The organism is Streptococcus sp. HMSC072D05, from assembly GCF_001815805.1.
GTDB lineage: Bacteria > Bacillota > Bacilli > Lactobacillales > Streptococcaceae > Streptococcus.
In genome coordinates this window covers 13,627-37,757 of sequence record NZ_KV821994.1, presented here as the reverse complement: position 1 = coordinate 37,757, position 24,131 = coordinate 13,627, and the positions used below count along the sequence as shown (strand labels likewise).

Genomic DNA, 24,131 nt, shown 5'->3' with positions numbered 1-24,131 from the left:
TCTGCCTTGTCTAACAACAAGTTGCACTATAAGGTGTGCGCACCGAATTTTCATTGTTTCAAATTCATTTTTTAAATCAGCCCACTTTCACTACTTCCAACCACCTGTTCACAATCACCACAGGCTCCCTGAAGATCAAAAATAACTACTTTTCTGATTTATTGAGAATATTATATGTTATTGTTCTATCCTTGTCAAGATTTTTTTATGATTTTTTTCCAGAACCGAGGATTTCTTCAGAAATTCTCACCAAAGTCTGAACGATGTAATCAACTTCTTCATCACTTAATTTTGTATGAAGAGGAAGGGTAATTTAATTTTCAAAGAAGGCATAGGCTCTTGGATAATCTGCCATATCGAAACCAAGATTCTTATAGGCTGTCAGGAGAGGAAGCGGTTTATAGTGTACATTACTTGCAATTCCTGCTTTGGCCAATTCTTGGATGATAAGGTTGCGTTCTTCTAAACTTGCTCCTTCTACATGAGTGATGTAGAGGTGGCGTGAAGATTCGACAGTATCAGTCTTGTGTGCCAGTGGGTGAATACGAGTGCCCGCAAAACCACGATCATAGCGGTCCACGATGTCCTTACGACGTTGTAGCAAAGCTGGGTAACGGTCCAATTGTACCAAACCAATCGAAGCCATGATATCCGTCATATTGCACTTGTAGGCCGGTGTAACGATATCGTATTCCCATGAACCCAGTTGCATCTTGGCAAGGGCATCCTTTGTTTGACCATGAAGGGAAAGAATTTGGAATTCCTTATACATCTCTTCGTCGTCAATAGCTGGATTGGCCTTCCAAGTGGCACTTCCTCCCTCAGCCGTTGTAAAGTTTTTAACGGCGTGGAATGAGAAGGAAGTAAAGTCAGCGATAGAACCAGCTGGCTGCCCTTTGTAAGTAGATCCTAAAGCATGGGCACTATCAGAGACAATCACGATACGGTTAAAGGCTTTTTGCCACTTGCTAGCAGCTGTAAAGAGATCCCGTTTCTTCTCCACGACTTGGAACAAACGGTCATAGTCGCAAACAATCCCTGCAAGCTCAACTGGGATGATAACCTTAGTTTTCTCAGTGATAGCTTGCTCAAGCAAGTCATAGTCCATTTCAAAAGTATCTGCTTGAATATCCACCATGACAGGGGTCGCTCCTACGTGAGTGATCACACTACATGAAGCTGTATAAGTCATAGCTGGAACGATGACTTCATCCCCAGGTCCCACTTCCAACACACGCAAAATCAACTCAAGAGCGGCTGTCGCAGAGTTGAGGCAGACTGTCTTAGGTGTCTGTGTGTATTGAGACAAGCGACGCTCCAGTTCTTTTGTCTTAGGACCTGTTGTGATCCAACCAGAACGAAGGGTATCCGCTACTTCAGCAATTTCAGCTTCGGTAATATCGGGTGGTGAAAATGGAATATTGTAATTTGGCATTGATTTGCTCCTTTTATCTGTACTCATTTTCTCATGACTACTTTATTTTAGTACCTCAAACACGGTTTGAAACATGATTTTGATGTCTCCAAGGAAACTAAATTCTCGGAGATAGGCGAGATTATAGCGCATCTTTTCAGGGAGGACGTGCTCTACATAGGCCTGGTCAACTGACAAACCTTTCTCCGTCATTTGACTGATGATGGTGTCCTCATCCTTGTAGTTGATGCTGGCTGGAGAGGTAATTCCTGCTGGCAAGAGCAAGGTCGCCATCATTTCAGGACTATACTGCTCGGTGTAGCGTGGCACCTCAGGTCGTGTACCGACAAAGGACATTTCGCCTTTAAGGACATTGACCAGCTGAGGCAGTTCGTCCAAGCGCACACGGCGAATGAAATTTCCCACTTTGGTAATGCGGCTATCGTTAGCAGAAGTCACTAGACTTCCTTTTTTATCCGCATCCGTTACCATAGTACGGAACTTCCAAATCTTGAACGGACGGTTGTACTGGGTCACGCGCTCTTGCTTGTAAATGACAGGTCCCTTGCTATCCAACTTGATCCAAATGCTCAAGATAAGAAAGATGGGAGAAGTCAAAAGTAGTAAAACCAAGGCCAGAACCCAGTCCAGGCAACGCTTGAAAATCAGCGAACCCTTCCTTTTAGAGACAAGCTGGTAGTAAGACTCAACCTCGCTTGATTGCATTTCCACGGGCAAGTCTTCCCATTTCAGCATGCTGTTTCTCCTTTGTTTTTATTATACTATTTGTCAACATTTTTCATTATACCACAAAATGGAAAAGGCGGTGCAAGAAATCTGTAATTTAGAGGAATTCTTCTTTAGGTAAGAGCCCCTGCCTGTAAACTATACATCTTGTGATAGGTTCCTCCCAAGGCCAAGAGTTCCTCATGAGTGCCACTCTCAATGATGCGTCCCTTGTCCAAAACATAAATGCAGTTGGCATCCTGGATGGTCGAAAGGCGGTGGGCGATGGCAATGGTCGTCCGTCCTTTTCTCATTTTAGCCAGAGAATCCTGAACCAAACTTTCTGTCTCCGAGTCAATATTGGCTGTCGCTTCATCCAAAATCAAGATTTTAGGCTGACTTGCGACTGTTCTGGCAAAGGCAAGAAGCTGGCGCTGACCAGTAGAAAAGCTCGAACCACGCTCAGACACAGGGGCATCATAACCCTGCGGAAGCTCCTGAATAAAGGAATCTGCATCCACAAAGGCAGCCGCAGCCTGTACCTCTTCATCACTAAGATCTTGGTACATGGCGATATTGGACTTGATAGTCCCGTGATAGAGGAAGGGATCCTGCAAGACCAGACCGATGTTCTTTCTCAGCTCTTCCTGACTGTAGTCCCTAATATCCACTCCATCCAAGAGAACGCGGCCTGACTGAAATTCATAAAAACGCATGAGGACATTGATAATCGAAGATTTCCCCGAACCTGTATGACCTACAAAGGCAATGGTTTCGCCCTTCTTAACTGAAAAGGAAATATCATCCAGAATCTGGTGTTTACCATCATATGAGAAACACACATGTTCAAAACGAATATTACCTTCTGTAATCTTTGCTTGACTATCCTTTTGAAGGGGTTCATAGGTTCTCTCATCAATCAAGGCAAAGACACGACCTGCAGACACCATGGAAGTTTGAAGGGTTGAAAAGTTTTGCGTCACCTCAATCAGGGGATCAAAAAGACGGTTGATGTACTGGATAAAGGCATACATAGTTCCGGCCGTTATCCCTATAGAAAGACCACGGTAACCAAAGTAAGCCATCAAAACGGCGTAGCCTAGGAGTTTCAGCAAACTCATGGCAGGTCTCAAAAAGAGGGCATCCAAGGCTACAGAACGGTTGGCATAGACCAAGTGTTCTTGGTTAATCTCATCAAATTCTGCTTGCAGGCGCTTCTCTTGATTAAAGGCCTGGATAATCCTGATTCCCTCAATATTCTCTGCCAGCTTACTATTGATATCCGACAAGAGACTTCTGGTTTTCTCGATAATCTTGACTGACTTTTTCCGATAGAGATTGACCAAAAGGAAAATCAAGGGAAGAAAGAGCAAGACTAAAGCTGTCAAACGAAAATCCAGAACCAACATGGTATAAAGGGTTGTCAGAAAGATGAAAACTGCTGAGATAAAGCTGGATAAAATTCCCGAAAACATGTCACTGATGGTCTCAGTATCATTGGTCAAACGAGAAACGATGGAACCTGCTGGCGTCTTGTCAAAATAAGACATACCCAGCTTCTCCATATTGGCAAAAGCATCGCGACGAATATCCCTAACGATACTGTAAGACACCCGCGCAAAGAGAAGATTGCCGACATACTGAACTACAGTTTGTAGGATATAAAGGCCATAGTAGGCTAATAAAACTGTAATAGCAAACTGATTGAGATTGCTGAGGTACTGGTCGATAAAGTGGGATGCCACAAGGGGAATGACACTTTTAATGACCGTAGTCGCAAGGAGAAAACTGAGTGCCAAAAAGGTCAGGAGGCCATAGGGCTTGAGATAGGACATCAAGCGCGTCAATACAGCCCATTGTTCTTTCTTATTCTGCATCTTCTTCTCCTTTCATTTCCAACTGCTGAGACTGGTAGGTTTGTGCATACCAGCCATCCAGGGCTAGCAAGTCATCGTGCGTACCCCGTTCGATGATTTGGCCATTTTGCAGGACTAAAATCAAATCTGCATGGACAACCGCACTGAGACGATGGGCTGTAATAATGGTTGTCTTATCCTTCCTCGTCTCCTTAAGATTGTCGATGATCGCATACTCAGTTTTGGCATCCACGGCGGACAAGGAATCATCTAAAATCAAGATATCAGGGTCTAAAATCATAGCCCGACTCATGGCTAGACGCTGCTTTTGACCACCAGAAAGACTGACTCCCTTTTCACCAATAACTGTATCAAATCCCTGAGGCATGTCCACAATATCTTGGTAAACTTGAGCTAGCTTTGTCGCTTCCTCGACCACCGAAAGGGACAAATTAGGATTGCCGAAGCGGATATTGTCTAAGATAGAGGTCGCAAAGAGGAACTGGTCCTGAGGAACATAGCCCATGAGACTGCGAAGGTCTGTCAGACGATAATCCCGAATATCATGACTGTTTAGGTAAATGGCTCCCTTATCCACATCGTATTCACGCAAGAGGAGCTTAATCAAGGATGTTTTCCCAGAGCCTGTCTGTCCGACCAAGCCAAGAGTTTCCCCTTTTTCCAAACTAAAGTGAATATCCGTCAGTGTTTTCTCATTTTCAAAGGCAAAACTATCAATATCGTACTCCAAGCGCCCATTTTCAATACTGTCCAGAGGAAACTCAGGGTCCTGTACAAGTGATTCCTGAGACAAGAGTTCCTCAATTCGCTGGTAAGAAACCTTTCCTCGCTGAGTGATATTAAAGAGGACACCAATAGCCATAAGAGGCCAGACCAGCATATCCAAGTAGCTGATAAAGGTGACCAGATTCCCAACTGTAATCTGCCCCTCCTGAACCATCAAGGAACCGACCAAAAGGGTTAAAACATAGGAGGAACCAACAAACAAGAGAACCATGGGGTCAAAGAGACTATCGTACTTCATGGTTTGGAGATTCTTTTGGAAGGTCAATTCATTTACTGCTTGAAAGGACTTCAACTCATCCGCCTGATAACCGAAAGACTTGGTTACTTTGATACCTGATACAGACTCCTGTACCTTATTATTGAGTTCAGAAAAGGCTGCTTGGGATTCTCCGAAAGCCTTATGAGTCTTTCTCCCTAGACGACTGGTCGCATAAGCCATAAAAGGCAAGGGAAGAATAGCAACCAGAGTCATCTGCCACGAAATGCTAAAAAGCATGGTCAGCAAAGTCACCAGCGCCGTGATGGAAGCATCCACTGCTGACATGACTCCTCCACCTGCAAGACGAGTTAAAGCATTGATATCATTGGTGGCGTGTGCCATCAAGTCCCCGGTCCGATAGGTCTGATAAAAGGCTGGCGACATTTTTGTGAAATGCTTAAACAAGCGAGACCGCATGATCTGCCCCAAACGATAGGAAGTTCCAAGGATATACATGCGCCAAACATAGCGCAGATAGTACATCCCAAAGGCTGCCAGCAGTAGATAAAATAGATTAAGAAGGAGGTCCTGCTGGGTTAATCGCCCTGATGTAATGGCATCAATCACCCGTCCCATGACCATGGGGGGAATAAGGTTGAGGACGGAAACCAAGACCAAGGCCACAATTCCGACTAGATAACGGCGTTTTTCTAACTTGAAAAACCACCAAAGTTTTTGAATAATGGACATAAAATCCCTTTCTGATTGCAAATTGAAACCTGAGGCCAAGACCCCAGGTTTTTCTTATTCATAGGTTACGACTGAGACGACACCCTTGTCATACTCAGCGATAAAGATATTGGCTACATTGTCATGCCCTTGTTTGCTGAGGTTATCAAGCAACCACTCTTCGCTGCGACCAATGGTCTCCAAAATTTCGACTTGGATAACACCGTCTGTGACAACAGGATACTTGGGATTCTCATCTCCCATTTGGACTACGATGAGTTGACCGTTCTGCTCCTGCATAGCGCGTTTGACTTGTTTCATTTGGAAAATTCCCTGGCTACGGAGCTTAAGTGCTACGTCCGCTGCTGATAAACCAACCGAACGGCAGGCTTCTGGATCAATCTTCCCATTTTTGATGAGCAGAGTTGGCTTCCCATCAATCAAACGTTTCACAAAGTAAACATTATTGTTCAGCCATTTGAGAGTCAAGACCAGAATGGTCCACATAATCAGGATAACTGCATACTGAAGGATACTGATGGCACTATTGTAAATCACCCCACCGATGATACCCCCGAGTACATAGTTCTGAATTTGGTCTATCGCTGAGTTAGGCGCTAGGTTACCCTTTCCTGTCACATTGATTACAAAAACCAGAGAAAAGAGACCCAAGGCTAGTTTGATTAAAATTTCGATATAATTGAGTGTCATTTGTTCACCTCCACCAGTTCAATTGCATCTGTTTTATACAATTCGACTTTCTCTAGCAGGTACTTGTATGGCTCACTTCCGTTCAAGGCACGATAATAGCGATCTCCCACCTTGATAAGTGCGCCATCCGTGTCCGCAGAAGTATTGACATAGACCTCTGACTTGTCTACTCCCAATTCTTTGGAAACAAGCTCGATGAAATGAAGTGAAGCTTGAAATTTATTATTAGATACTTGATTGTTTTGATAAGTTGTGATGCTGACCAAAAAGAGAGCTAATAAGGTCAAAGCTGAAATCATGACCAACTCACGAAATTTGGTCCCCTTTTTATCTCGATAGGCTTTAAAAGCAAAAAATCCTGTGATAGCTAGGAGAACAATTCCAAAGCCAATCATGATGCCATTTTGCTGACTGATTTGGCTAAGTACATAGTCATATGAGTAAAATTTCATTTATTTTCACTCCCTTTCATAAAATCATTCTTAATTATAAACGAAAGAGAGTGATTTTTCAAGCCATACGTTGGGGAAATAGACCTTTTTTTGGTATAATAAAATCTATAATCTGAATGAAAAAGGTAACTTTATGAAACTCATCTCATGGAATATTGATTCCCTCAATGCTGCCCTAACGAGCGACTCAGCTCGTGCAAAATTGTCCCAAGAAGTCCTACAAACCTTGGTAGCTGAAAATGCTGATATTATCGCTATCCAGGAAACCAAGCTTTCTGCAAAAGGGCCTACAAAGAAACACTTGGAAATTTTAGAAGAACTCTTCCCAGGTTATGAAAACACTTGGCGTTCCTCTCAAGAACCTGCTCGCAAAGGCTACGCTGGAACTATGTTCCTCTATAAGAAAGAACTCACACCAGCAATTAGCTTCCCAGAAATCGGTGCCCCTTCTACCATGGACTTGGAAGGCCGCATCATCACCCTAGAATTTGATGAATTTTTCGTAACGCAAGTATACACACCAAACGCTGGCGACGGTCTCAAACGCTTGGAAGAGCGTCAAGTCTGGGACGTCAAATATGCTGAGTATCTAGCTGAGTTAGACAAAGAAAAACCAGTCCTTGCAACCGGTGACTACAACGTAGCCCACAAGGAAATCGACCTTGCAAATCCTGCCAGCAACCGCCGTTCACCTGGTTTTACAGACGAGGAGCGTGCTGGATTTACCAACCTTTTGGCAACTGGATTTACTGACACCTTCCGCCACGTTCACGGCGATGTCCCAGAGCGTTATACTTGGTGGGCCCAACGTAGCAAGACTTCTAAAATCAACAATACAGGCTGGAGAATCGACTACTGGCTCACTAGCAACCGCGTGGCTGACAAGGTGACCAAGTCTGACATGATTGACTCGGGTGCGCGTCAAGACCATACGCCGATTGTATTGGAAATTGAACTCTAAGGAGAAAGCTAATGGACTATCAAGCTGTCATTCCTGAATTTGTAGTATCTGACCTCGAAAAGTCACGCCACTTCTACTGCGACTTGCTGGGATTTTCTGTCGAATACGAGCGTCCAGAGGAGAAATTTCTCTTCCTCTCGCTTGAAGACTGCCAACTTATGCTAGAAGAAGGCAGCACAGAAGAATTAGCCCAACTAACCTATCCTTTCGGGCGCGGTGTCAATATTTCCTTTGGTATTGAAGATGTCCCTCAGCTCCACCAAAAACTGCTGGAAGCTGACCATCCTATCCATCGTCCGCTGACAAAAAGAGAATTTCGAGTGGGAGATAGCTTTATTTACCCTCATGAATTTGCGATTTTGGATCCAGATGGTTATTTTCTAAGATTTAGCGAATAGAATAATCGAAGTCTACAATACTATCTAGCCTTGTAGGCTTTTTCGTTCGCTTTTATGATCTATTTGCTAACAAAATATTTGATTTATAAAGCTAATTGGTGTAAAATAAAAACATTGGCAGTAGCCTATTTAAAATTGAATATCATTTTACTTGTTTATGTCGTGAATTGGCACGACGTTTCTACAAGGTGCCGGAACACCTAACAATGAGTATGTCAGCTGAAGGTATGGTTTTGGCCATGCCTATTTTGGGGACTTACTTAGGGGATTAAGTAGGTCCTTTTTGTATATTTTTGTTAAAGCACGCCTTTAAGTGTAAACTAAATTTTTTTAATATTTCCCTTAATTAGTGCGGACGGGAGGTGAAATTATCCTGTGGATAATTTCAGGAATCCAGGGAATTTCATCCCTAATTTTTGAGCCCCTAGCTCTTTCATTTCTAGGCTTAGGCTAAAATAGTTCCCCGAACTATTTTACTCTCAAAAATCCCGTCATAGACAATAACAAGATTATTGTCTATGATACCACTACGGCGGGAAATGTTTGATAAAACTCGCTTCGCTCGTACTAGTTTTATCAAATATATAGTACTAGCAAACTGGTTCACTATAGAAATATTTAACCAACAAGTAAACTGGCTTTTAGACTTTAGGAGGTCTTATGAAATTATTAGAAGAGCGCATCCTTGAGGATGGGCATATCTTGGAGGACAATATCCTCAAGGTGGATTCCTTTCTAACCCACCAAGTTGACTTTAGCTTGATGCGAGAGATTGGTAAGGTATTTGCGGAAAAATTCGCTGCTGCTGGCATTACCAAGGTCGTAACCATTGAAGCGTCAGGCATTGCCCCAGCCGTTTTTACAGCTGAAGCCTTGAACGTTCCCATGATTTTCGCCAAGAAAGCTAAAAACATCACCATGAATGAAGGAATCTTAACTGCAGAAGTCTACTCCTTTACCAAGCAGGTGACCAGCACCGTTTCCATCGCTGGAAAATTCCTTTCACCAGAGGACAAGGTCTTGATTATCGATGATTTCCTAGCAAATGGACAAGCTGCCAAAGGCTTGATCCAAATCATCGAACAAGCCGGAGCAAAAGTTGAAGCGATTGGTATCGTGATTGAAAAATCTTTCCAAGATGGTCGTGATTTGCTTGAAAAAGCAGGATATCCAGTCCTATCACTGGCTCGCTTGGATCGTTTCGAAAATGGTCAGGTCGTATTTAAGGAGGCAGATCTCTAATGCAAAAACAAGAAAAACATTCACAAGCAGCTGTTCTTGGCTTGCAGCACTTACTAGCCATGTACTCAGGTTCTATCCTGGTTCCTATCATGATTGCGACAGCTCTTGGCTATTCAGCTGAGCAGTTGACCTACCTAATCTCCACAGATATCTTCATGTGTGGGGTGGCCACCTTCCTCCAACTCCAACTCAACAAATACTTTGGGATTGGACTACCAGTCGTTCTCGGGGTTGCCTTCCAATCCGTCGCTCCTTTAATTATGATTGGGCAGAGCCACGGTAGCGGGGCTATGTTTGGTGCCCTTATCGTTTCAGGGATTTATGTGGTTCTGATTTCAGGCATTTTCTCAAAAGTTGCCAATCTCTTCCCATCTATCGTAACAGGCTCTGTCATTACCACGATTGGTTTAACCTTGATTCCTGTCGCTATTGGAAATATGGGAAATAACGTTCCAGAGCCAACTGGTCAAAGTCTCTTGCTTGCAGCTATCACTGTTCTAATCATCCTCTTGATCAACATCTTTACCAAAGGATTTATCAAGTCTATCTCCATTTTGATTGGGTTGGTTGTTGGAACTGCCATTGCTGCTACCATGGGCTTGGTTGATTTCTCCCCTGTTGCAGCAGCACCGCTTGTCCATGTCCCAACTCCCCTCTACTTTGGGGTGCCAACCTTTGAAATCTCCTCTATTGTCATGATGTGTATCATCGCAACGGTGTCTATGGTTGAATCGACTGGTGTTTACCTAGCCTTGTCTGATATCACGAAAGACCCAATCGACAGCACGCGCCTGCGCAACGGTTACCGTGCAGAAGGTTTAGCCGTCCTTCTCGGAGGAATTTTTAACACCTTCCCTTATACAGGATTTTCACAAAACGTTGGGTTGGTTAAATTGTCAGGTATCAAGACTCGCCTGCCAATCTACTACGCGGCTGGTTTCCTAGTCCTCCTTGGACTCCTTCCTAAGTTTGGTGCCCTAGCTCAAATCATTCCGAGTCCTGTCCTTGGAGGGGCCATGCTGGTGATGTTTGGCTTTGTTTCCCTTCAAGGGGTGCAAATCCTCGCCCGCGTTGATTTTGCTAACAATGAACATAACTTCCTTATCGCAGCTGTCTCCATCGCTGCAGGTGTCGGACTCAATAATAGTAATCTCTTTGTCAGCATGCCAACAGCCTTCCAAATGTTCTTCTCAAATGGAATCGTCGTAGCCAGCATACTGGCCATTGTCCTCAATGCAGTATTAAACCGGAAGAAGAAATAAGAAAAAGAGGTGCGAGCCTCTTTTTTGTTTATCTATATCCTCACCTGTCTTTCTGCTGACCGCTGGCCTGTGACAAACATGGTAAAGGTTGCCTTGCAGACATTTCTGCCTTCTTGATTGGTAATATCGACATCCACGACACAGGTTGTGCGACCTTGATGGACACATTCTCCTTTAATGGTCAACACGTCGTCGCGTTTTCCTGCCTTGAGGTAGTTGATAGAAGACTGAAGCGTCACTCCATCAAGCCCCAGAGAGATAACCACCAAACCACTAATCTGGTCACAAAGAGTAAAGAGATAGCCACCATGGGCATTGCCATAGTAGTTGAGCGACGAGTCCACTACTTTTGTCGTCACCACAACATGACCATCTCTCATTTTTTCAATTTCGTAATTTTCAAAGGCAGATATAGCATCAAAATGAAAATCTTTCATCGTTTCCTCCTGATAGTTCAAACGACACTATGATACTACTTTTTATAGGACTGTGCAAGGAGAAAGCTCCTAGTCTGGCAAAATTCCGACCTGCTCAACAAAACGCATAAAAGCTGCCTGTCCTTGTTCCGTCTGCTTGTAAACTCCTGCATCCTCCAAAACACGTGCAAAAATAGCACCCACAGAGTCCTTGACGATTTCAAGGGCTTTTTCTTTATCTGCTAGGTCCGGATGTTGGGCTTTGAGCTGGTCTGCCCATTCTTGATGATAGTCGGCAACTATATCATCATCTCCCACAAGATAGCTAGCAACCTGTTCCACTTCTGCTTTCAAACGTGGCGGCAGGATAGCCAAACCCATGACCTCAATCAAGCCGATATTTTCCTTCTTGATATGTTGGACATCCTTGTGGGGATGATAGATGCCATCAGGATGTTCTGGCGATGTCTGATTGTCCCGCAAGACCAAGTCCAACTCAAACTGTCCATCGCGTTTACGAGCAATCGGTGTGATGGTGTGATGCGGTGTCCCGTCTGTCTCTGCTAAAATCTGGACTTCAGGGTCTGAATACTGTCGCCATTCCTGTAAAATCTTGTCAGCCAAGTTAATCAAATCCTCCTTGGAATCTGAAGTCAAACGTAGCACTGACATTGGCCACTTAACAATCCCAGCCTTGACCTGCTCAAAACCAGCAAAACAGAAAGTCTTTTGCAAAGGAGCCAATTCCATAGGAAATACGTGACGGCCTCCTTGATAGTGGTCATGAGTTAGAATAGAGCCCCCCACAATTGGCAGGTCGGCATTAGAGCCTGCAAAATAGCCAGGAAACTGCTCTACAATCGCCAGCAGACGCTCAAAACTCTGACGACTAATGGCCATAGGTCGATGCTGACCGTCTAAGAAAATACAGTGCTCATTAAAATAAGCATAGGGCGAATACTGGAAGCCCCACTCCTGACCCGCCATTTCGAAACGGATAATGCGGTGATTGCTGCGAGCTGGGTGGTTGACTCGACCATGGTAGCCTTCATTCTCTAGACAAAGCTGACACTGAGGATAATTGCTAGCTTGCACCAACTTGGCTGCTGCAATCTCTTTTGGATCCTTTTCAGGCTTAGAGAGATTGATGGTAATCTCTAGTTCACCGTAGTCAGACGGAACACGATAAGCAATATTCTTTGCGATAGCCTTTAGTTTGATGTAGTCATTTTTCTGACTGAGTTGGTAGAAGTCTGCAATTGCCTGCTCTGGTGACTGGGCATAGGTTGTCCAAAAGTCACGATTAACCTGGCTCGGACACGGCGTTACCAAGTCCATGAGGTCAGCACCGAGAATTTCGCGCGCAGCCAGACTATCTTCAATCGTTTCCATGCAAACGGCTTCCTCAACAAGCTGGTCCTTGAGGTCAATCAATTTATCCATATCAGTCTCAACTTCCAAAACTCCTTCGCCCACCCGTGCTAAGACACGATTGGTCAGGTAGATGCGATCCATTTCCTCAAATGAACTTTCAGCAATAACGTGTGTTACAAATTTATCTACTAAGGTCACGATAGAGCCTCCTTTTAACTAGTCAAGGACGCGAGTGCCACCTGCAACTTCAGCGATATAGAAGCTTGGAGCATATCCAACGACTTCCTCGTAGTGCTTGCCTACAGCTTCCTTAAAGGCCTCAACAGCATCTTTTTGCACCAAGGCAATGGCACAGCCACCAAAACCAGCTCCTGTCATACGAGCACCGAGAACACCTTCTTGTACCCAAGCTGCGTGAACAAGGGTATCCAATTCCAAGCCAGTTACTTCATAGTCATGTTCTAGAGAAACGTGAGAAGCATTCATCAAACGACCAAAGGTTTCCAAATCACCTGCCTGAAGAGCTGCTTGCGCTTTGAGGGTACGTTGGTTTTCAAGCACAGCATGACGAGCACGTTTCAAGCGATTTTCATCTTTAATCAGATAGCTGTATTGGTCAAAGGCCCACTCATCCAATTCACCCAAGGTCTGAATATCCAAGGCAACTTGCAATTCTTCCACAGCTTTTTCACACTCAGCACGGCGTTCATTGTACTTAGAGTCCGCCAGTTCACGACGTTTGTTGGTGTTCATGATAACAACGACATTGTCCTTCAAATCAAGTGGCACCAAGTCGTATTCTAACGTATTGGTATCTAGGTAAATGGCACGTTGGTCTGCCCCCATACCGATGGCAAATTGGTCCATGATACCAGAGTTGACTCCGATAAAGTAATTTTCTGTTTGTTTTCCGATTTTAACCAAATCCAAACGGTCTAGTTTTAAACCAAAGAGATGCTCTGCCACGACCCCTGTCAAAAGTTCCAAAGATGCTGATGAAGACAAGCCTGCACCATTTGGGATATTCCCAAAGACATAGAAATCAAACCCTTTGTCAATAACATGGCCAGCTTCCTGCAAGAAATGGAGGACCCCTTTTGGATAATTGGTCCAGCTGTGCTCTTTTTCAAATTTGAGGTCAGCAAGAGGAACTTCAATGATACCTTTGTCCTCAAAGTTGGCTGAGTAGAAACGCAAAACTTGGTCGTCACGTTTGCGAGCCACCCCATAAGTTCCCAAGGAAATAGCTGCTGGGAAAACATGTCCACCATTGTAATCCGTGTGTTCACCAATCAAATTGATACGACCTGGTGAAAAGAAAGTTTGGTCTGCTTCTTGACCAAAAACGGCAAGAAAGTCTTTGCGAAGGGCTTCAGTAGTAAGATCTTGTGTCATATAAATTCTCCTTTGACTGTCCGTTAAGTCACCTTAACGTGTAATCGTTTTCTTCTATTGTATCCAAGGGATTTACCAAGGTCAATCCTTTTTACTAAAGTTTTACTAAACAATCGGTAAAAAGAAGAAAAATATGATATACTAACCTAAAAGGAGGAAGATTTATGGCTACCTTAAAAGACATCGCACAGCTAGCCTCTGTCTCTATCGCGACCGTATCCCGTGTCCTCAATCGCGACCAGAGTCTATCTGTTACAGAAGAAACCAGACACCGTATTTTAACTGTCGCTGAAGAGCTGGGCTATACCAAACACCTCAAGACAGGCGAATCCCACAAGCCCAAGCAGAAAATTGCCATTATCCAATGGATCAGCGAGCAGGGGGAGCTAGACGACCTCTACTACTACCAGATTCGTCTCGGTATTGAAAAAAGAGCCCAAGAGTTGGACTATGATATCTTGCGCTATTTTAATGACCATCCTTTTACACTGAGCGAGGAAGTGATTGGCATTCTCTGCATCGGAAAGTTCAGCCGAGCTCAGATTTCTGCCTTTGAAGAATACCAAAAACCTTTAGTCTTTATGGACAGCGACACCCTCTCACTAGGTCATACCTGTATTATCACTGACTTTTACACTGCTGTAAAACAAGTTGTAGATCACTTCCTCAGCCAAGGGCTGGATCGTATCGGAATTCTCACAGGTCTTGAGGAAACAACTGACCAAGAAGAAATCGTCCAGGATAAGCGACTTGAAAATTTCAAAGACATTGCCCAAGCAAAGGGAATCTACCGTGAAGAACTGGTCTTTCAAGGGAGCTTTACTGCCCAGTCTGGCTATGACTTGATGAAGGAGGCCATTCAGAGCTTAGGAGACCAACTCCCCCCAGCCTTTTTCGCAGCTAGCGATAGTTTAGCCATCGGTGCCCTCCGTGCCCTCCAAGAAGCTGGAATCAGCCTACCAGACCGCGTCAGCCTCATTTCTTTTAACGACACTAGCCTGACCAAGCAGGTCTATCCTCCTCTTTCTAGCATTACCGTCTATACCGAAGAAATGGGTCGAGCAGGTATGGATATTCTTAACAAAGAAGTACTCCACGGTCGCAAAATCCCCAGCCTAACCATGCTGGGAACCAGACTGACTCTGAGAGAAAGTACGCTGCCATAACTCAACAAATATACCAACGCAAAAAATCCTAATAGGGAGTCCCAAATCTCCATTAGGATTTTCATTGTTAATCCATCACAATCATAGACTTAATGGTCTTGCGTTCATCCATATCTTTATAAGCCTGGTCAATATCTTCCAATTTATAACTTGATGTAAAGACACGGCCTGGATTGATGTCTCCATCAAGAATCGCTTTTAACAAAACTTGTTTGTCATAAGTAGTAACTGAGGCTGCTCCACCTGCCACTGAAATATTTTGAGCAAAGGTAGAACCGAGCGCACGGTTATTGTAATGAGGAACACCAACGAAGCCTAAACGTCCACCATTGTGAAGTACTCCAAGGGCTTGATCTACGGCTGCTTCAGTCCCAACACATTCAAGGGCTGCATCTGCTCCACCACCAAGGATTTCACGGACTTTGGCAATTCCCTCTTCGCCACGTTCAGCCACAACAGCTGTCGCACCTGATTCCAAGGCCATCTTTTGGCGATCTTCATGACGACTCATAAGGACAATTTGAGAAGCTCCACGCATCTTAGCTGCAATGACAGCGCATTGCCCAACAGCCCCGTCACCAATCACCACAACCTTATCCCCTTTTTGCACATTAGCAACACGCGCTGCATGATAGCCAGTCGGCATGACATCAGCAAGAGTCAATAGGGATTTTAGCATACCTTCGCTATAATCTGAAGGTTGTCCAGGGATTTTAACCAGCGCCCAGTTGGCATAGTGGAAACGGATATACTCAGCCTGGACACCACCTGACCAGTTGGTGCCAATATGGCGGTCACAAGTCCCATCATAGCCAGCGCGACAGGCGTCACACTCCCCACAGCCATGGGTGAAAGGTGCAATGACAAAATCTCCCGGTTTGACCGTTGTAATAGCCTCTCCGACTTCTTCGACAATCCCGATCGCCTCATGACCACTATTTCCATGCCCTTCTTCGATTTCGGGATTACGATAACTCCAGAGGTCCGATCCGCAAACGCAAGTACGGACAATGCGGATAATAGCATCATCTGCTTCTATAATTTGCGGACGTTCAATGGTAGCAAGTCCAACCTGGCCTGCCTTTGTATATACTGCTGATTTCATTTAAAATTTTCCTTCCTTGTAAAGTTTAATTTTGTGATTTAAGCGATTTAAAGCCGTCTGTAACTGAGACAAGCGCCCCTCTAATTTTTTCTTTTCCTCTTCTAAAATACCAAGCCTTTCCTCTCTCGTTTCATCCCCCTTTTGGTAGAGCGACATATAGTCAACTAAACTGTCTACAGAGACACCGGCCGAACGGAAACACTTAATAAATTCCAGCGCTTCTATATCCTGATCTTGAAAGTCACGAATTCCAGTCGCGGTTCGAGTAATCGGTGCACAAGACCAACCCGCTCATAATACCGAATCGTATCCGCTGAAATTCCCAATAAATCGCTGGCAGATTTAATATTCATATACTAGCCTCCTTTCATTATCTTCACTGAATTTAAGCAACTATAACTCATTCATCTTATTATACAACTTTGAGTTGACTCCAAGTCAAACTTTTTGCATCTAATCGAAAAATTTTTTTAATTACCAAACATCTAAGTAAAGTTTATACAGAGCCTTATAGGATCAAACTTTTAAGATATTTAAACAGGAAAGAAAATACTCTATTTCAAATAACATAGGGGCTTAATCATTCTTTACTTTTTACTAATGATGCCCATGCTTCTGCTCTAACTCTCTCACCCTCCGCTTATGTTGCGCATGATTACTTTGACTGCTATCCACTTCAATAGTGATATTCTGCACGCCTCTTTCTTCTAAAAATTGACGCACCACTTCTTTGGTTTCCATCATCTGTTCCCAGTCCTTAATACAAATGTGGACAATAGCATTATTCTCTAGACCGTCCATGGACCAAATGCTAAGTTGATTGACACTTTTGACATTGATCAGAGCCTCCAAATCCTTCTCCAAATCCCCTGTCTCTACTTCTTCTGGCACAGCATCTAGGAAAATCTTCAGTGCGCTCCAAAAGCGAGGAATGGCTTTCGACAGAATAAAGATAGAAATAACCAGCGATAAAAGCGGATCGAGGATATACCAATCTGTAAATCGGAGGATAATCGCCATTAGGATGACAGCCAACCAACCAAGAGTGTCTTCCAAAAAATGCAAGCTAAGAATTGACTCGTTCTTTGTCTTTCCTTTACGAACTACCAGACTTGCTAGCACATTGATAGCTACTGCAATGATTCCCAGCCAGAGGATACCTTTCTCATTAACGGGTTGCGGATGAGCAATCTTCGTGATATTTTCCAAAATCACTAGGACAGACCCTATCATAAGAATCACAGCCGTTAGCATGGCCCCTAAAAGACTAAAACGTTTGTAACCCAAGGTGTACTGCCTATCTTCCTCACGGTTTGAGATTGTTTCTAAAAGGGCTGAGATACCAATGGCTAGAGCATCTCCCAAGTCATGAACAGAATCAGCAAAAACTGCACTCGAACCAAAGATTCCTCCTGCGATAAACTCAACAATCGCATAGCTTAAATTTAAGAAAAAAGCTAACCAGATAGATGTTTTAGGACTCATTTCTCTCCCTCCTTTGGTATAATGGGTATATACATACTTCTTTCATTTGTATTATCTAATAAAATCCAAAGAAAGGATAGAAGCAAACTGTCAGTCCTGTTCAGTTCTGAACAGTTTGTATCAAGTGTCTATATGCCAAAAAGAGACCGTCGGGTTAGTAAGACTAAAAAAGCCATCTATCAAGCTTTTTTACAACTTTTGAACGATAAGGGCTATGATGCCACTACTGTTCAGGATATCATTGACCTAGCAGATGTTGGACGTTCTACTTTTTACTGTCATTACGAAAGTAAGGAACTCCTTTTAGATGAGCTCTGTCGCTACCTCTTTCATCATCTCTTTGAAAGGGAAGGACACTTTACTACCGAGGACTACCTCGCGCATATCTTTTTACATTTTCAGAAAAACCAGGACCATGTCACCAGTCTCCTTTTTTCCAAAAACGACTACTTCCTCCGCCAACTACACAAGGAACTCGAACACCACGTTTATCCCATGGTGGCGGGTGACTTGCAAGAGGCCTACCCAAACATTCCAGCCTCCTACCTCCAGCATTTTGTTGTGACGAACTTTATCGAGACTCTAACTTGGTGGCTAAAAAAAGGAAAATCTTATACCGAAGAGCAAGTGGTGAGATTTTACCTTGATGTAATGGAGATGACCTCTACAACTCCACTTGATAACTAAGCCTGTAACTCAGAAAGGAACCAACTATGTTAACTTCGATGATTCTAGGAATACTAACAATTGTACTAGCTCTCGCCTTCTCATTGCTTCACCTTGCTGCTGCTTTTTCAGCCATGAAACAAAAGAACTACAGTCTAGGAAATAAGTGCATCTTGGTCGGCAGTTGCCTCACTTCTCTGGCTCTAGCCATCTTTTACTTCGTCCCAGTTGCGACCATTCTTCTATGGATTGTGGGCTCGAGTATCGTCTGCTATGGAGCCTACTGGAACGGCCAACAGAAAGAAAAACAACATATCTCGCACCACATCGTTCGTATAACGACCGCTATTATCATTACGGTATTATTCATTTTGCTCTAACACAAAAAAGGATCATCTGATCCTTTTTTACTTTTTTAAGAGCTTTTTGCTGCCTTGCTCCACTGATACCACCCAACTAGACTATTGATGAGATAAATTAGGTATTTCCCTTGGATTTGCAGGCTTTCTCCCCACTAGAGATAGATTGAAAAGACATTGGTAGCTGCCCAGAATATCCATTGTTCACGGTAAACAGCTGTCATGAGGATTTGCCCAACCCCATTGGTCGCATCGGTGATGGAATCGCGATAAGGACGATTGGCTCCGATAGACTGATAAATGAACCCAAAGGCCAACCACCAAAGAACACTAATAGAAAGATACTTTGTCCAACCCTTGCCGTCTAGTTTACGTGCGACAAACTCTTGTTGTTCTTTCTTAAACTGGGCTTGGTAGATCCACACTAGAAGTCCAATTGGCTGCATAATTGTAAAATAGAGAGTTGTTAAAACCTCACCATAGAAGCCTTTTTGAAGGGCAAGCACCAGATAAATGATGGAATTAATCAAACCAAATAGGTAGTTACTAGCACGACCTTCAGCTTCTCAAAGAGCAGAAAAAAGGTTAGTAAGGCTTGAGAGATGAATCATTTTAAAGGCAAACAATTCCAACAAGACGTCATCATTGTCGCTGTTGGTTATTACCTACGTTACAATCTGAGCTATCGTGAAGTTCAGGAATTGCTTTATGACCGTGGAATAAATGTTTGTCACACTACGATTTATCGGTGGGTTCAAGAATACAGTAAAATCCTCTATCATCTCTGGAAAAAGAAAAATAAACAGTCCTTCTATTCGTGGAAAATGGATGAAACCTATATCAAAATTAAGGGGCGTTGGCATTATCTCTATCGAGCGATTGATGCGGACGGTTTAACATTGGATATCTGGTTACGAAAGAAACGTCGAGCAGACGATAACAGCTATAAGTTAGAAGATACCGCCTATCAAGAAGATAAAGCACGCAAAGCAGAAACCGAAGATAAGCTAGCTATTGAAGCAATGAAAAGCAAGTACACCACGCTATTGCTAGAAAATATGTTGCTAAGTCCGTTTGAAATGCAAGATACAAAAATCATGGCAGAATTGCAAGTCCATGTTTACCCCCTCTATGACGAACTGAAAGAATTAAGAGGGCTAAATAGTGTTAAAGACCACTTGTCTTATGTTGCCAGCAGACGTGAAGAATATTCTAAGCATAATATCGCACGCTACCTCAAAAAAGTCATTGAACAATATCTACCAACGGTTAAAAGGCAGGACTTAAACCATGAGTGAAGACTTAAAAACGATCAAAGAGCTGGCGGATGAGTTGAGTGTTACAAAACAAAATATTCAATATCACTACCAAAGGTTACCAAAAGAATTACAGCTTAAAAGTTCCAATGGGTCTAATCTAATAAATTCTAAAGCAGAAAAAATAATTTTAGGTAAAGTAGAAAGTAGTAGCAAATCAAATACCAAAGACCAACAAATAAGTAGCAAAGACCAACAAATAGAAAAACTAACTAATTTGTTAGACCAGTAACAACGATTAGCCTTGCAAGATAAAAAGTTGCTAGAAGAATACAAGGCGGAAAATGATAACTTAAAAGCCCTCAAAATGCCCTCACAGGAAACAGAATTCAAACACTTAGACAATCAATATAAAGATGAAGTGAACGCTCTTAAAGAGAAGTTGGAAAATTTACAGGAACAAATCAAAGATCAAAAAAGGATAGAAGAACAAGAAAAACCAATAAAATGGTGGGGACTATGGCGAAAATAGATGATTCAGTTAAAAAGAAAGTTCCAGAATTGCGATTTAAAGGATTCACGGATGAATGGGAACAGCGTAAGTTGGGAGACGAAGTTCGAATAGTGATGGGACAGTCTCCTAATTCAGAAAATTATACTGATGATCCTAATGGGCGCTAAAAATGCGAAGACCTATGAAGACCTATTTTGTATTAGTCAAACAAAAAATCCAAAAGAAATGGTATATGATTATGACCATGAAACAAAGTAAAATCAAACCGAGTGATCTGAGGAAGCACCCGATGATCATGAAACGTTATTAAACACAAAAGTCACCCATGTGAGTTCTTGCCAGAAGCTGAAGTTAATCCTTCAACCTGGAAAACCCGCAGAGGTGACTTTTTCTATACATCTCGATTTTTCTGGCAATAATCATTAACCGATAAATATGTCTGTGAATCACCCAGCGACTCCGCTATGTCCATAATCCGCGGTGGTAGTAATCCCACTCGCTGGACAAGTTCGTGATTGCTGAACAATTCCCGTGGACTGCCGGCGAAGCCAAACTTCCCGTGTTCCATAACATACACCGATTCAAACTCGGCGGCGACCCAATCCATGTCATGGGTGATGGTCACAACTTGGTGGCCCGAATCAGCCAACTGATGGAAAATTGCGGTCAACTTGCGCCGGCTTTCCCAATCAAGCGACATCATCGGCTCATCAAATAAATAAATCGCCGGATCCACTGCCAAAACTGTGGCAACGCTCAACAGCTTGCGTTCCGACAATGACAGGTCATATGGACTTTCAGCTGTTTTATCATCCAAGCCAACTCTTTTTAGAGCCGCTAAAGCCCGCCTCGTAATCGTGTCGTGGTCATCTATGACCTGCGCGACATTCCACTCCACCTCTCGTTGAACGGTCGGGTTGAAAAGCTGATCGTCAGGATTCTGAAAAGTAATCCCAACCTTCAGTAACTTTTCGACTGGTTTAAGATCATTAAAATTTTCTCCATCGATCTTAATCACACCGGTTTGTGGTGTCAGCAAACCCGTCAACAATTTGAAGAGCGTTGATTTGCCGACACCATTTTGGCCGACAATCGCCACCATCGGATCGGCGAAGTGTTTGTCTTCAACATCCAAGCTAAAGGACCGTTCCGGATAAGTGAACGTCAGGTGGCTCAGTTCAATTGTGGACATAACGAACCTCCTTCAGATCAGCGTAATTCACTGGATACCGGCCATCAGCCAAGTGCCAATCCATTTTTTGAGCAAGTTGCTGGATTGTCGGGGCTGGAATCTGCCAGTCAGCTGCCAAATGATTAAACACCTCACCCGGCCTGCCCTGGGCTACCATTTGACCCTCGTGCAGCACCCACACAACGTCGGCGACTTCGCACAAATCGTCAATTTCACTGGTGACAATGAAGACAGTCGTCTCTTTGACTTGGGCCAGCCATTGGAAAAATTGCCGGCGGCCAAGGGGATCCATCTCACTGGTCGGATCATCCATAATCAAAACAGCCGGATTAGCCACAATCGCCGTGGCAATTGCCAACCGCTGGATCTGACCACCGGAAAGGCTCTCGGGACGCAAATTCAGCTGTTCAATCAGCCCCATTTGCGTGGCAACTTCTTCAACCCGTTTTTGAATCAGTCCTTCAGCCATTCCCTGATTAATCAAGTCAAAGGCGATTTCATCGGCAACCGTGTCTGCCAACCCGCTTAGTTGGCCAGCTGGATTTTGCAGTACAACTCCATTCATGGCATTATAAACGGGCCAATTGTCAGACACTCGCTGGCCAAACATGTGCCAATCGCCCTCAATCTCAGCAGACACAATTTTGGGAATGACCCCTGCCAGAACACGGCACAAAGTCGATTTGCCGGAGTGGCTATTCCCGATAATCCCAACCACCTGGTCGGTATGAACCTCCGCGTTAATCTGACGCAGTTGTGGTTGCTCAGTACCCGGATAACGGGTGGTCAAATTTTCAATTACAATCCGTTTATCTTCGTCCATATCTTCCACCCAATCAATAAAATTGCCAATCCAGTCAGACCAATGTGCAGCGTCCGCGACAGGCGATACACGCGCTGGGAGGTTCTGACAGTCCGGTTGAGATTATCAAAACCTCTCAGTTGGAGAGAAATCGACCGCGTCATCGATTGATCCAATGTCTTAATCACCAATGGAATTAGAACCGGCAGGACTGACTTTAGTTTCTGAATCAACGTTTTTTGCGGATTGGTTCCGCGAACTTTTTGTGCCTGCTGGATTTTCCGCATATTGCGCATCATTTCCGGCAAAATATAACACACCGACATCAGAACGTAGACGGTTTTATAAGACAATCCGGACAGTTCCAAATAGGCCGCGTTTTCTGAAATACTCGTGGTCACCATAAAAAAGCCACTGGTCAAAATAATCACCAATACTCGACAACCCAGAGTGGTGGCGTAAATCAGGCCTTCTTTGTAGAACGACACCCCAAGCACAGAAAACAGCACAGTTTGATTCCGACTGTAAAATAACCCTTGGATGATCAGCATGGTGCAAATCAGAAACAGGCTGAATCCCAGCGCCTTAAAGGTGGTAGAACTCAATTTGGAAAATAACAATAGCAGTGTTGCGACAAGAATTAATCCGGCCTGAAGCAATAAATTCATACTGGCAAAGCTCAACAACGTCATGTCCAAGATGAACAAGAGCTTAGTAATCGGATCGATCACCTGGTACCACTTGAGCTTGACCCGTGACGCTCCAGAAATCAATGTTTTATCAGTCATCATTTATCATCGCTAAAGAAGTGCACCATCCGCTTCGGCAGCTGACGATAGATGAAGAATGCCAGGTAGGCCACGCAGACTTTATCCAAAATATCCAAGACAAACTCATCGGTAAATGAGGCCAGCCACACTGGTACATGATTGGCGACCATTACCGCAAACAATGAGTCACCCCAAGCGATACCGGTCTGACCACCCCAAAAGATGACGTTGAGTGGCGTTGAAATGACAGCTGAAACGATGGCAATAATAATAGCAGAAACAAATACTCGTCGCGCTGACGAGAACCACCCATTGGCGTGCAAAACTCCGACAGCAATCCCAATTCCGATGCTGGTAATCGCATACACGGTTGAAATTGGCGATAAGGTCAGCCCATAGATCACGTTGTTGATGAAACCACTAATGGCACCGGCAACCGGCCCAGCCAACATGCTGGTAAGAAAGGTTCCCAAAGACCCCAGCCAAACGGGCAACTTTAACCCCTCCGCCAAGGCTTTGGCAACATAGTTAATCCCCACGGCAGCGGGAATCAAAGTCATGGTGGCAGCACTTAACTTAAATTTCCACATACTGGTACGATGAATCGGTTCTGTTTTCATAATCTTCTCCTTTTGTTTTTAAAGAGCCGTGTCTGGATAGACTTTCGGACGCAACGCTCTATTATATATCTACTGAACTGTCTATACACAAGATTTCCATCCTTAGTCGACATGAGCTGGAAATCCTTGTTTGTTAAGTAGTTCACAACACATTATACACCTATTTTGTGAATAGTCAAGTGTATTTACAGTAAAAATCTAGAAAATCCTGAAAATTTCCTCTTATACTCTTCGAAAATCAAATTCAAACTACG

25 protein-coding genes, 3 pseudogenes and 1 riboswitch are annotated in these 24,131 nt (G+C 43.7%); of the genes and pseudogenes, 11 read left to right on the top strand and 17 right to left on the bottom strand.

The features are described 5' to 3' along the window. Positions 1-205 precede the first annotated feature (205 nt). The 6 genes and pseudogenes from HMPREF3057_RS02090 to HMPREF3057_RS02065 form a co-directional block, all read right to left on the bottom strand. Positions 206-1,435: pseudogene (locus tag HMPREF3057_RS02090) on the bottom strand (DegT/DnrJ/EryC1/StrS family aminotransferase). A 42-nt stretch (positions 1,436-1,477) separates the two neighbouring features. After that, positions 1,478-2,170 (bottom strand): sugar transferase, encoded by a 693-nt coding sequence (locus HMPREF3057_RS02085; protein ID WP_070696145.1) that lies wholly within the window; start codon positions 2,168-2,170, stop codon positions 1,478-1,480. A gap of 104 nt (positions 2,171-2,274) precedes the next feature. Then, positions 2,275-4,017 (bottom strand): ABC transporter ATP-binding protein, encoded by a 1,743-nt coding sequence (locus HMPREF3057_RS02080; protein ID WP_070696143.1) that lies wholly within the window; start codon positions 4,015-4,017, stop codon positions 2,275-2,277. Then, the gene (locus HMPREF3057_RS02075) at positions 4,007-5,752 is read right to left on the bottom strand and encodes an ABC transporter ATP-binding protein (protein WP_070696141.1); all 1,746 of its coding nucleotides are present in this window, start codon (positions 5,750-5,752) and stop codon (positions 4,007-4,009) included. The genes HMPREF3057_RS02080 and HMPREF3057_RS02075 overlap by 11 nt, the downstream gene beginning before the upstream one ends. Positions 5,753-5,806: 54 nt before the next feature. Continuing rightward, on the bottom strand, positions 5,807-6,442 hold the full coding sequence (locus HMPREF3057_RS02070; RefSeq protein WP_070696139.1) for a DUF421 domain-containing protein: 636 nt from the start codon (positions 6,440-6,442) through the stop codon (positions 5,807-5,809). Beyond that, entirely contained in the window at positions 6,439-6,894 is a 456-nt protein-coding gene (locus HMPREF3057_RS02065; RefSeq protein WP_000675336.1) for a DUF3290 family protein, read from the bottom strand. The genes HMPREF3057_RS02070 and HMPREF3057_RS02065 overlap by 4 nt, the downstream gene beginning before the upstream one ends. 133 nt (positions 6,895-7,027) lie before the next feature. Here HMPREF3057_RS02065 and HMPREF3057_RS02060 point away from each other — a divergent pair, with 133 nt between their 5' ends. The 4 genes from HMPREF3057_RS02060 to HMPREF3057_RS02045 all read left to right on the top strand — a co-directional run bounded on the left by HMPREF3057_RS02060 (position 7,028) and on the right by HMPREF3057_RS02045 (position 10,757). Continuing rightward, positions 7,028-7,855 (top strand): exodeoxyribonuclease III, encoded by an 828-nt coding sequence (locus HMPREF3057_RS02060; protein WP_070696137.1) that lies wholly within the window; start codon positions 7,028-7,030, stop codon positions 7,853-7,855. 11 nt (positions 7,856-7,866) lie between these two features. Beyond that, entirely contained in the window at positions 7,867-8,253 is a 387-nt protein-coding gene (locus HMPREF3057_RS02055) for a bleomycin resistance protein (protein ID WP_000386231.1), read from the top strand. A gap of 131 nt (positions 8,254-8,384) precedes the next feature. After that, a riboswitch (purine riboswitch) is annotated at positions 8,385-8,480 on the top strand. Between the two features lie 433 nt (positions 8,481-8,913). Continuing rightward, positions 8,914-9,495: a xanthine phosphoribosyltransferase gene (locus HMPREF3057_RS02050; protein WP_070696135.1), complete on the top strand. Its 582-nt coding sequence runs from the start codon at positions 8,914-8,916 to the stop codon at positions 9,493-9,495. Next, complete coding sequence (locus HMPREF3057_RS02045) at positions 9,495-10,757, top strand: nucleobase:cation symporter-2 family protein (protein WP_070696133.1); 1,263 nt, start codon at positions 9,495-9,497, stop codon at positions 10,755-10,757. Before HMPREF3057_RS02050 ends, HMPREF3057_RS02045 begins: the two co-directional genes overlap by 1 nt. A 32-nt stretch (positions 10,758-10,789) precedes the next feature. Here HMPREF3057_RS02045 and HMPREF3057_RS02040 read toward each other — a convergent pair whose 3' ends face one another. The 3 genes from HMPREF3057_RS02040 to HMPREF3057_RS02030 form a co-directional block, all read right to left on the bottom strand. Beyond that, on the bottom strand, positions 10,790-11,194 hold the full coding sequence (locus HMPREF3057_RS02040; protein WP_070696131.1) for a PaaI family thioesterase: 405 nt from the start codon (positions 11,192-11,194) through the stop codon (positions 10,790-10,792). Between the two features lie 69 nt (positions 11,195-11,263). Then, positions 11,264-12,745 (bottom strand): UDP-glucose--hexose-1-phosphate uridylyltransferase, encoded by a 1,482-nt coding sequence (locus HMPREF3057_RS02035; protein ID WP_070696129.1) that lies wholly within the window; start codon positions 12,743-12,745, stop codon positions 11,264-11,266. 18 nt (positions 12,746-12,763) lie between these two features. Continuing rightward, positions 12,764-13,942, bottom strand: a complete 1,179-nt coding sequence (locus HMPREF3057_RS02030) for a galactokinase (RefSeq protein ID WP_070696127.1) — start codon at positions 13,940-13,942, stop codon at positions 12,764-12,766. 164 nt (positions 13,943-14,106) lie between these two features. Between HMPREF3057_RS02030 and galR the strand changes: the two genes are divergently transcribed. Next, on the top strand, positions 14,107-15,108 hold the full coding sequence (galR, locus tag HMPREF3057_RS02025) for a DNA-binding transcriptional regulator GalR (protein ID WP_070696125.1): 1,002 nt from the start codon (positions 14,107-14,109) through the stop codon (positions 15,106-15,108). Between the two features lie 67 nt (positions 15,109-15,175). Here galR and HMPREF3057_RS02020 read toward each other — a convergent pair whose 3' ends face one another. The 3 genes and pseudogenes from HMPREF3057_RS02020 to HMPREF3057_RS02010 all read right to left on the bottom strand — a co-directional run bounded on the left by HMPREF3057_RS02020 (position 15,176) and on the right by HMPREF3057_RS02010 (position 17,698). Beyond that, positions 15,176-16,213 carry a zinc-binding dehydrogenase gene (locus HMPREF3057_RS02020; protein WP_049479044.1) on the bottom strand — a complete coding sequence of 346 codons (1,038 nt, stop codon included), beginning with the start codon at positions 16,211-16,213 and terminating at the stop codon, positions 15,176-15,178. After that, positions 16,214-16,566: pseudogene (nmlR, locus tag HMPREF3057_RS02015) on the bottom strand (stress response transcriptional regulator NmlR). It abuts the gene before it with no gap. 244 nt (positions 16,567-16,810) lie between these two features. Beyond that, positions 16,811-17,698: a cation diffusion facilitator family transporter gene (locus HMPREF3057_RS02010; protein ID WP_070696124.1), complete on the bottom strand. Its 888-nt coding sequence runs from the start codon at positions 17,696-17,698 to the stop codon at positions 16,811-16,813. 132 nt (positions 17,699-17,830) lie between these two features. Here HMPREF3057_RS02010 and HMPREF3057_RS02005 point away from each other — a divergent pair, with 132 nt between their 5' ends. Together HMPREF3057_RS02005 and HMPREF3057_RS02000 are read left to right on the top strand one after the other, a co-directional pair. Beyond that, entirely contained in the window at positions 17,831-18,385 is a 555-nt protein-coding gene (locus HMPREF3057_RS02005; RefSeq protein ID WP_001126072.1) for a TetR/AcrR family transcriptional regulator, read from the top strand. A gap of 26 nt (positions 18,386-18,411) precedes the next feature. Continuing rightward, entirely contained in the window at positions 18,412-18,744 is a 333-nt protein-coding gene (locus tag HMPREF3057_RS02000; RefSeq protein ID WP_000958143.1) for a hypothetical protein, read from the top strand. A 35-nt stretch (positions 18,745-18,779) separates the two neighbouring features. On the opposite strand, the pseudogene pnuC reads toward HMPREF3057_RS02000, so the two are convergent. Further along, positions 18,780-19,286, bottom strand: a pseudogene (gene pnuC, locus HMPREF3057_RS01995) (nicotinamide riboside transporter PnuC); the annotation flags it as partial. 39 nt (positions 19,287-19,325) lie between these two features. On the opposite strand from pnuC, the gene HMPREF3057_RS10380 reads away from it, so the two are divergent. The 4 genes from HMPREF3057_RS10380 to HMPREF3057_RS10150 are packed head-to-tail and all read left to right on the top strand — an operon-like array spanning position 19,326 to position 20,660. Further along, entirely contained in the window at positions 19,326-20,021 is a 696-nt protein-coding gene (locus tag HMPREF3057_RS10380) for an IS6 family transposase (RefSeq protein WP_001015319.1), read from the top strand. Further along, complete coding sequence (locus HMPREF3057_RS01985) at positions 20,014-20,271, top strand: plasmid replication protein (protein ID WP_001287840.1); 258 nt, start codon at positions 20,014-20,016, stop codon at positions 20,269-20,271. The genes HMPREF3057_RS10380 and HMPREF3057_RS01985 overlap by 8 nt, the downstream gene beginning before the upstream one ends. Positions 20,272-20,283: 12 nt before the next feature. Then, the gene (locus HMPREF3057_RS01980) at positions 20,284-20,511 is read left to right on the top strand and encodes a hypothetical protein (RefSeq protein ID WP_001152920.1); all 228 of its coding nucleotides are present in this window, start codon (positions 20,284-20,286) and stop codon (positions 20,509-20,511) included. Then, positions 20,499-20,660, top strand: coding sequence for a hypothetical protein (locus tag HMPREF3057_RS10150; RefSeq protein WP_001062367.1), 162 nt, complete (start codon positions 20,499-20,501; stop codon positions 20,658-20,660). Before HMPREF3057_RS01980 ends, HMPREF3057_RS10150 begins: the two co-directional genes overlap by 13 nt. A gap of 224 nt (positions 20,661-20,884) precedes the next feature. Here the strand turns inward: HMPREF3057_RS10150 and HMPREF3057_RS01975 are convergent, their stop codons facing one another. Genes HMPREF3057_RS01975 through HMPREF3057_RS01960 form a run of 4 tightly spaced genes read right to left on the bottom strand, consistent with a single transcriptional unit; the run spans position 20,885 to position 23,877 of the window. Beyond that, entirely contained in the window at positions 20,885-21,685 is an 801-nt protein-coding gene (locus HMPREF3057_RS01975) for an energy-coupling factor ABC transporter ATP-binding protein (protein ID WP_070696121.1), read from the bottom strand. After that, positions 21,672-22,508: an ABC transporter ATP-binding protein gene (locus tag HMPREF3057_RS01970; protein ID WP_070696119.1), complete on the bottom strand. Its 837-nt coding sequence runs from the start codon at positions 22,506-22,508 to the stop codon at positions 21,672-21,674. The genes HMPREF3057_RS01975 and HMPREF3057_RS01970 overlap by 14 nt, the downstream gene beginning before the upstream one ends. Continuing rightward, positions 22,484-23,275 (bottom strand): energy-coupling factor transporter transmembrane component T, encoded by a 792-nt coding sequence (locus tag HMPREF3057_RS01965; RefSeq protein ID WP_180364442.1) that lies wholly within the window; start codon positions 23,273-23,275, stop codon positions 22,484-22,486. The genes HMPREF3057_RS01970 and HMPREF3057_RS01965 overlap by 25 nt, the downstream gene beginning before the upstream one ends. Beyond that, on the bottom strand, positions 23,275-23,877 hold the full coding sequence (locus HMPREF3057_RS01960; protein ID WP_042768773.1) for a hypothetical protein: 603 nt from the start codon (positions 23,875-23,877) through the stop codon (positions 23,275-23,277). Before HMPREF3057_RS01960 ends, HMPREF3057_RS01965 begins: the two co-directional genes overlap by 1 nt. Positions 23,878-24,131: the final 254 nt, after the last annotated feature.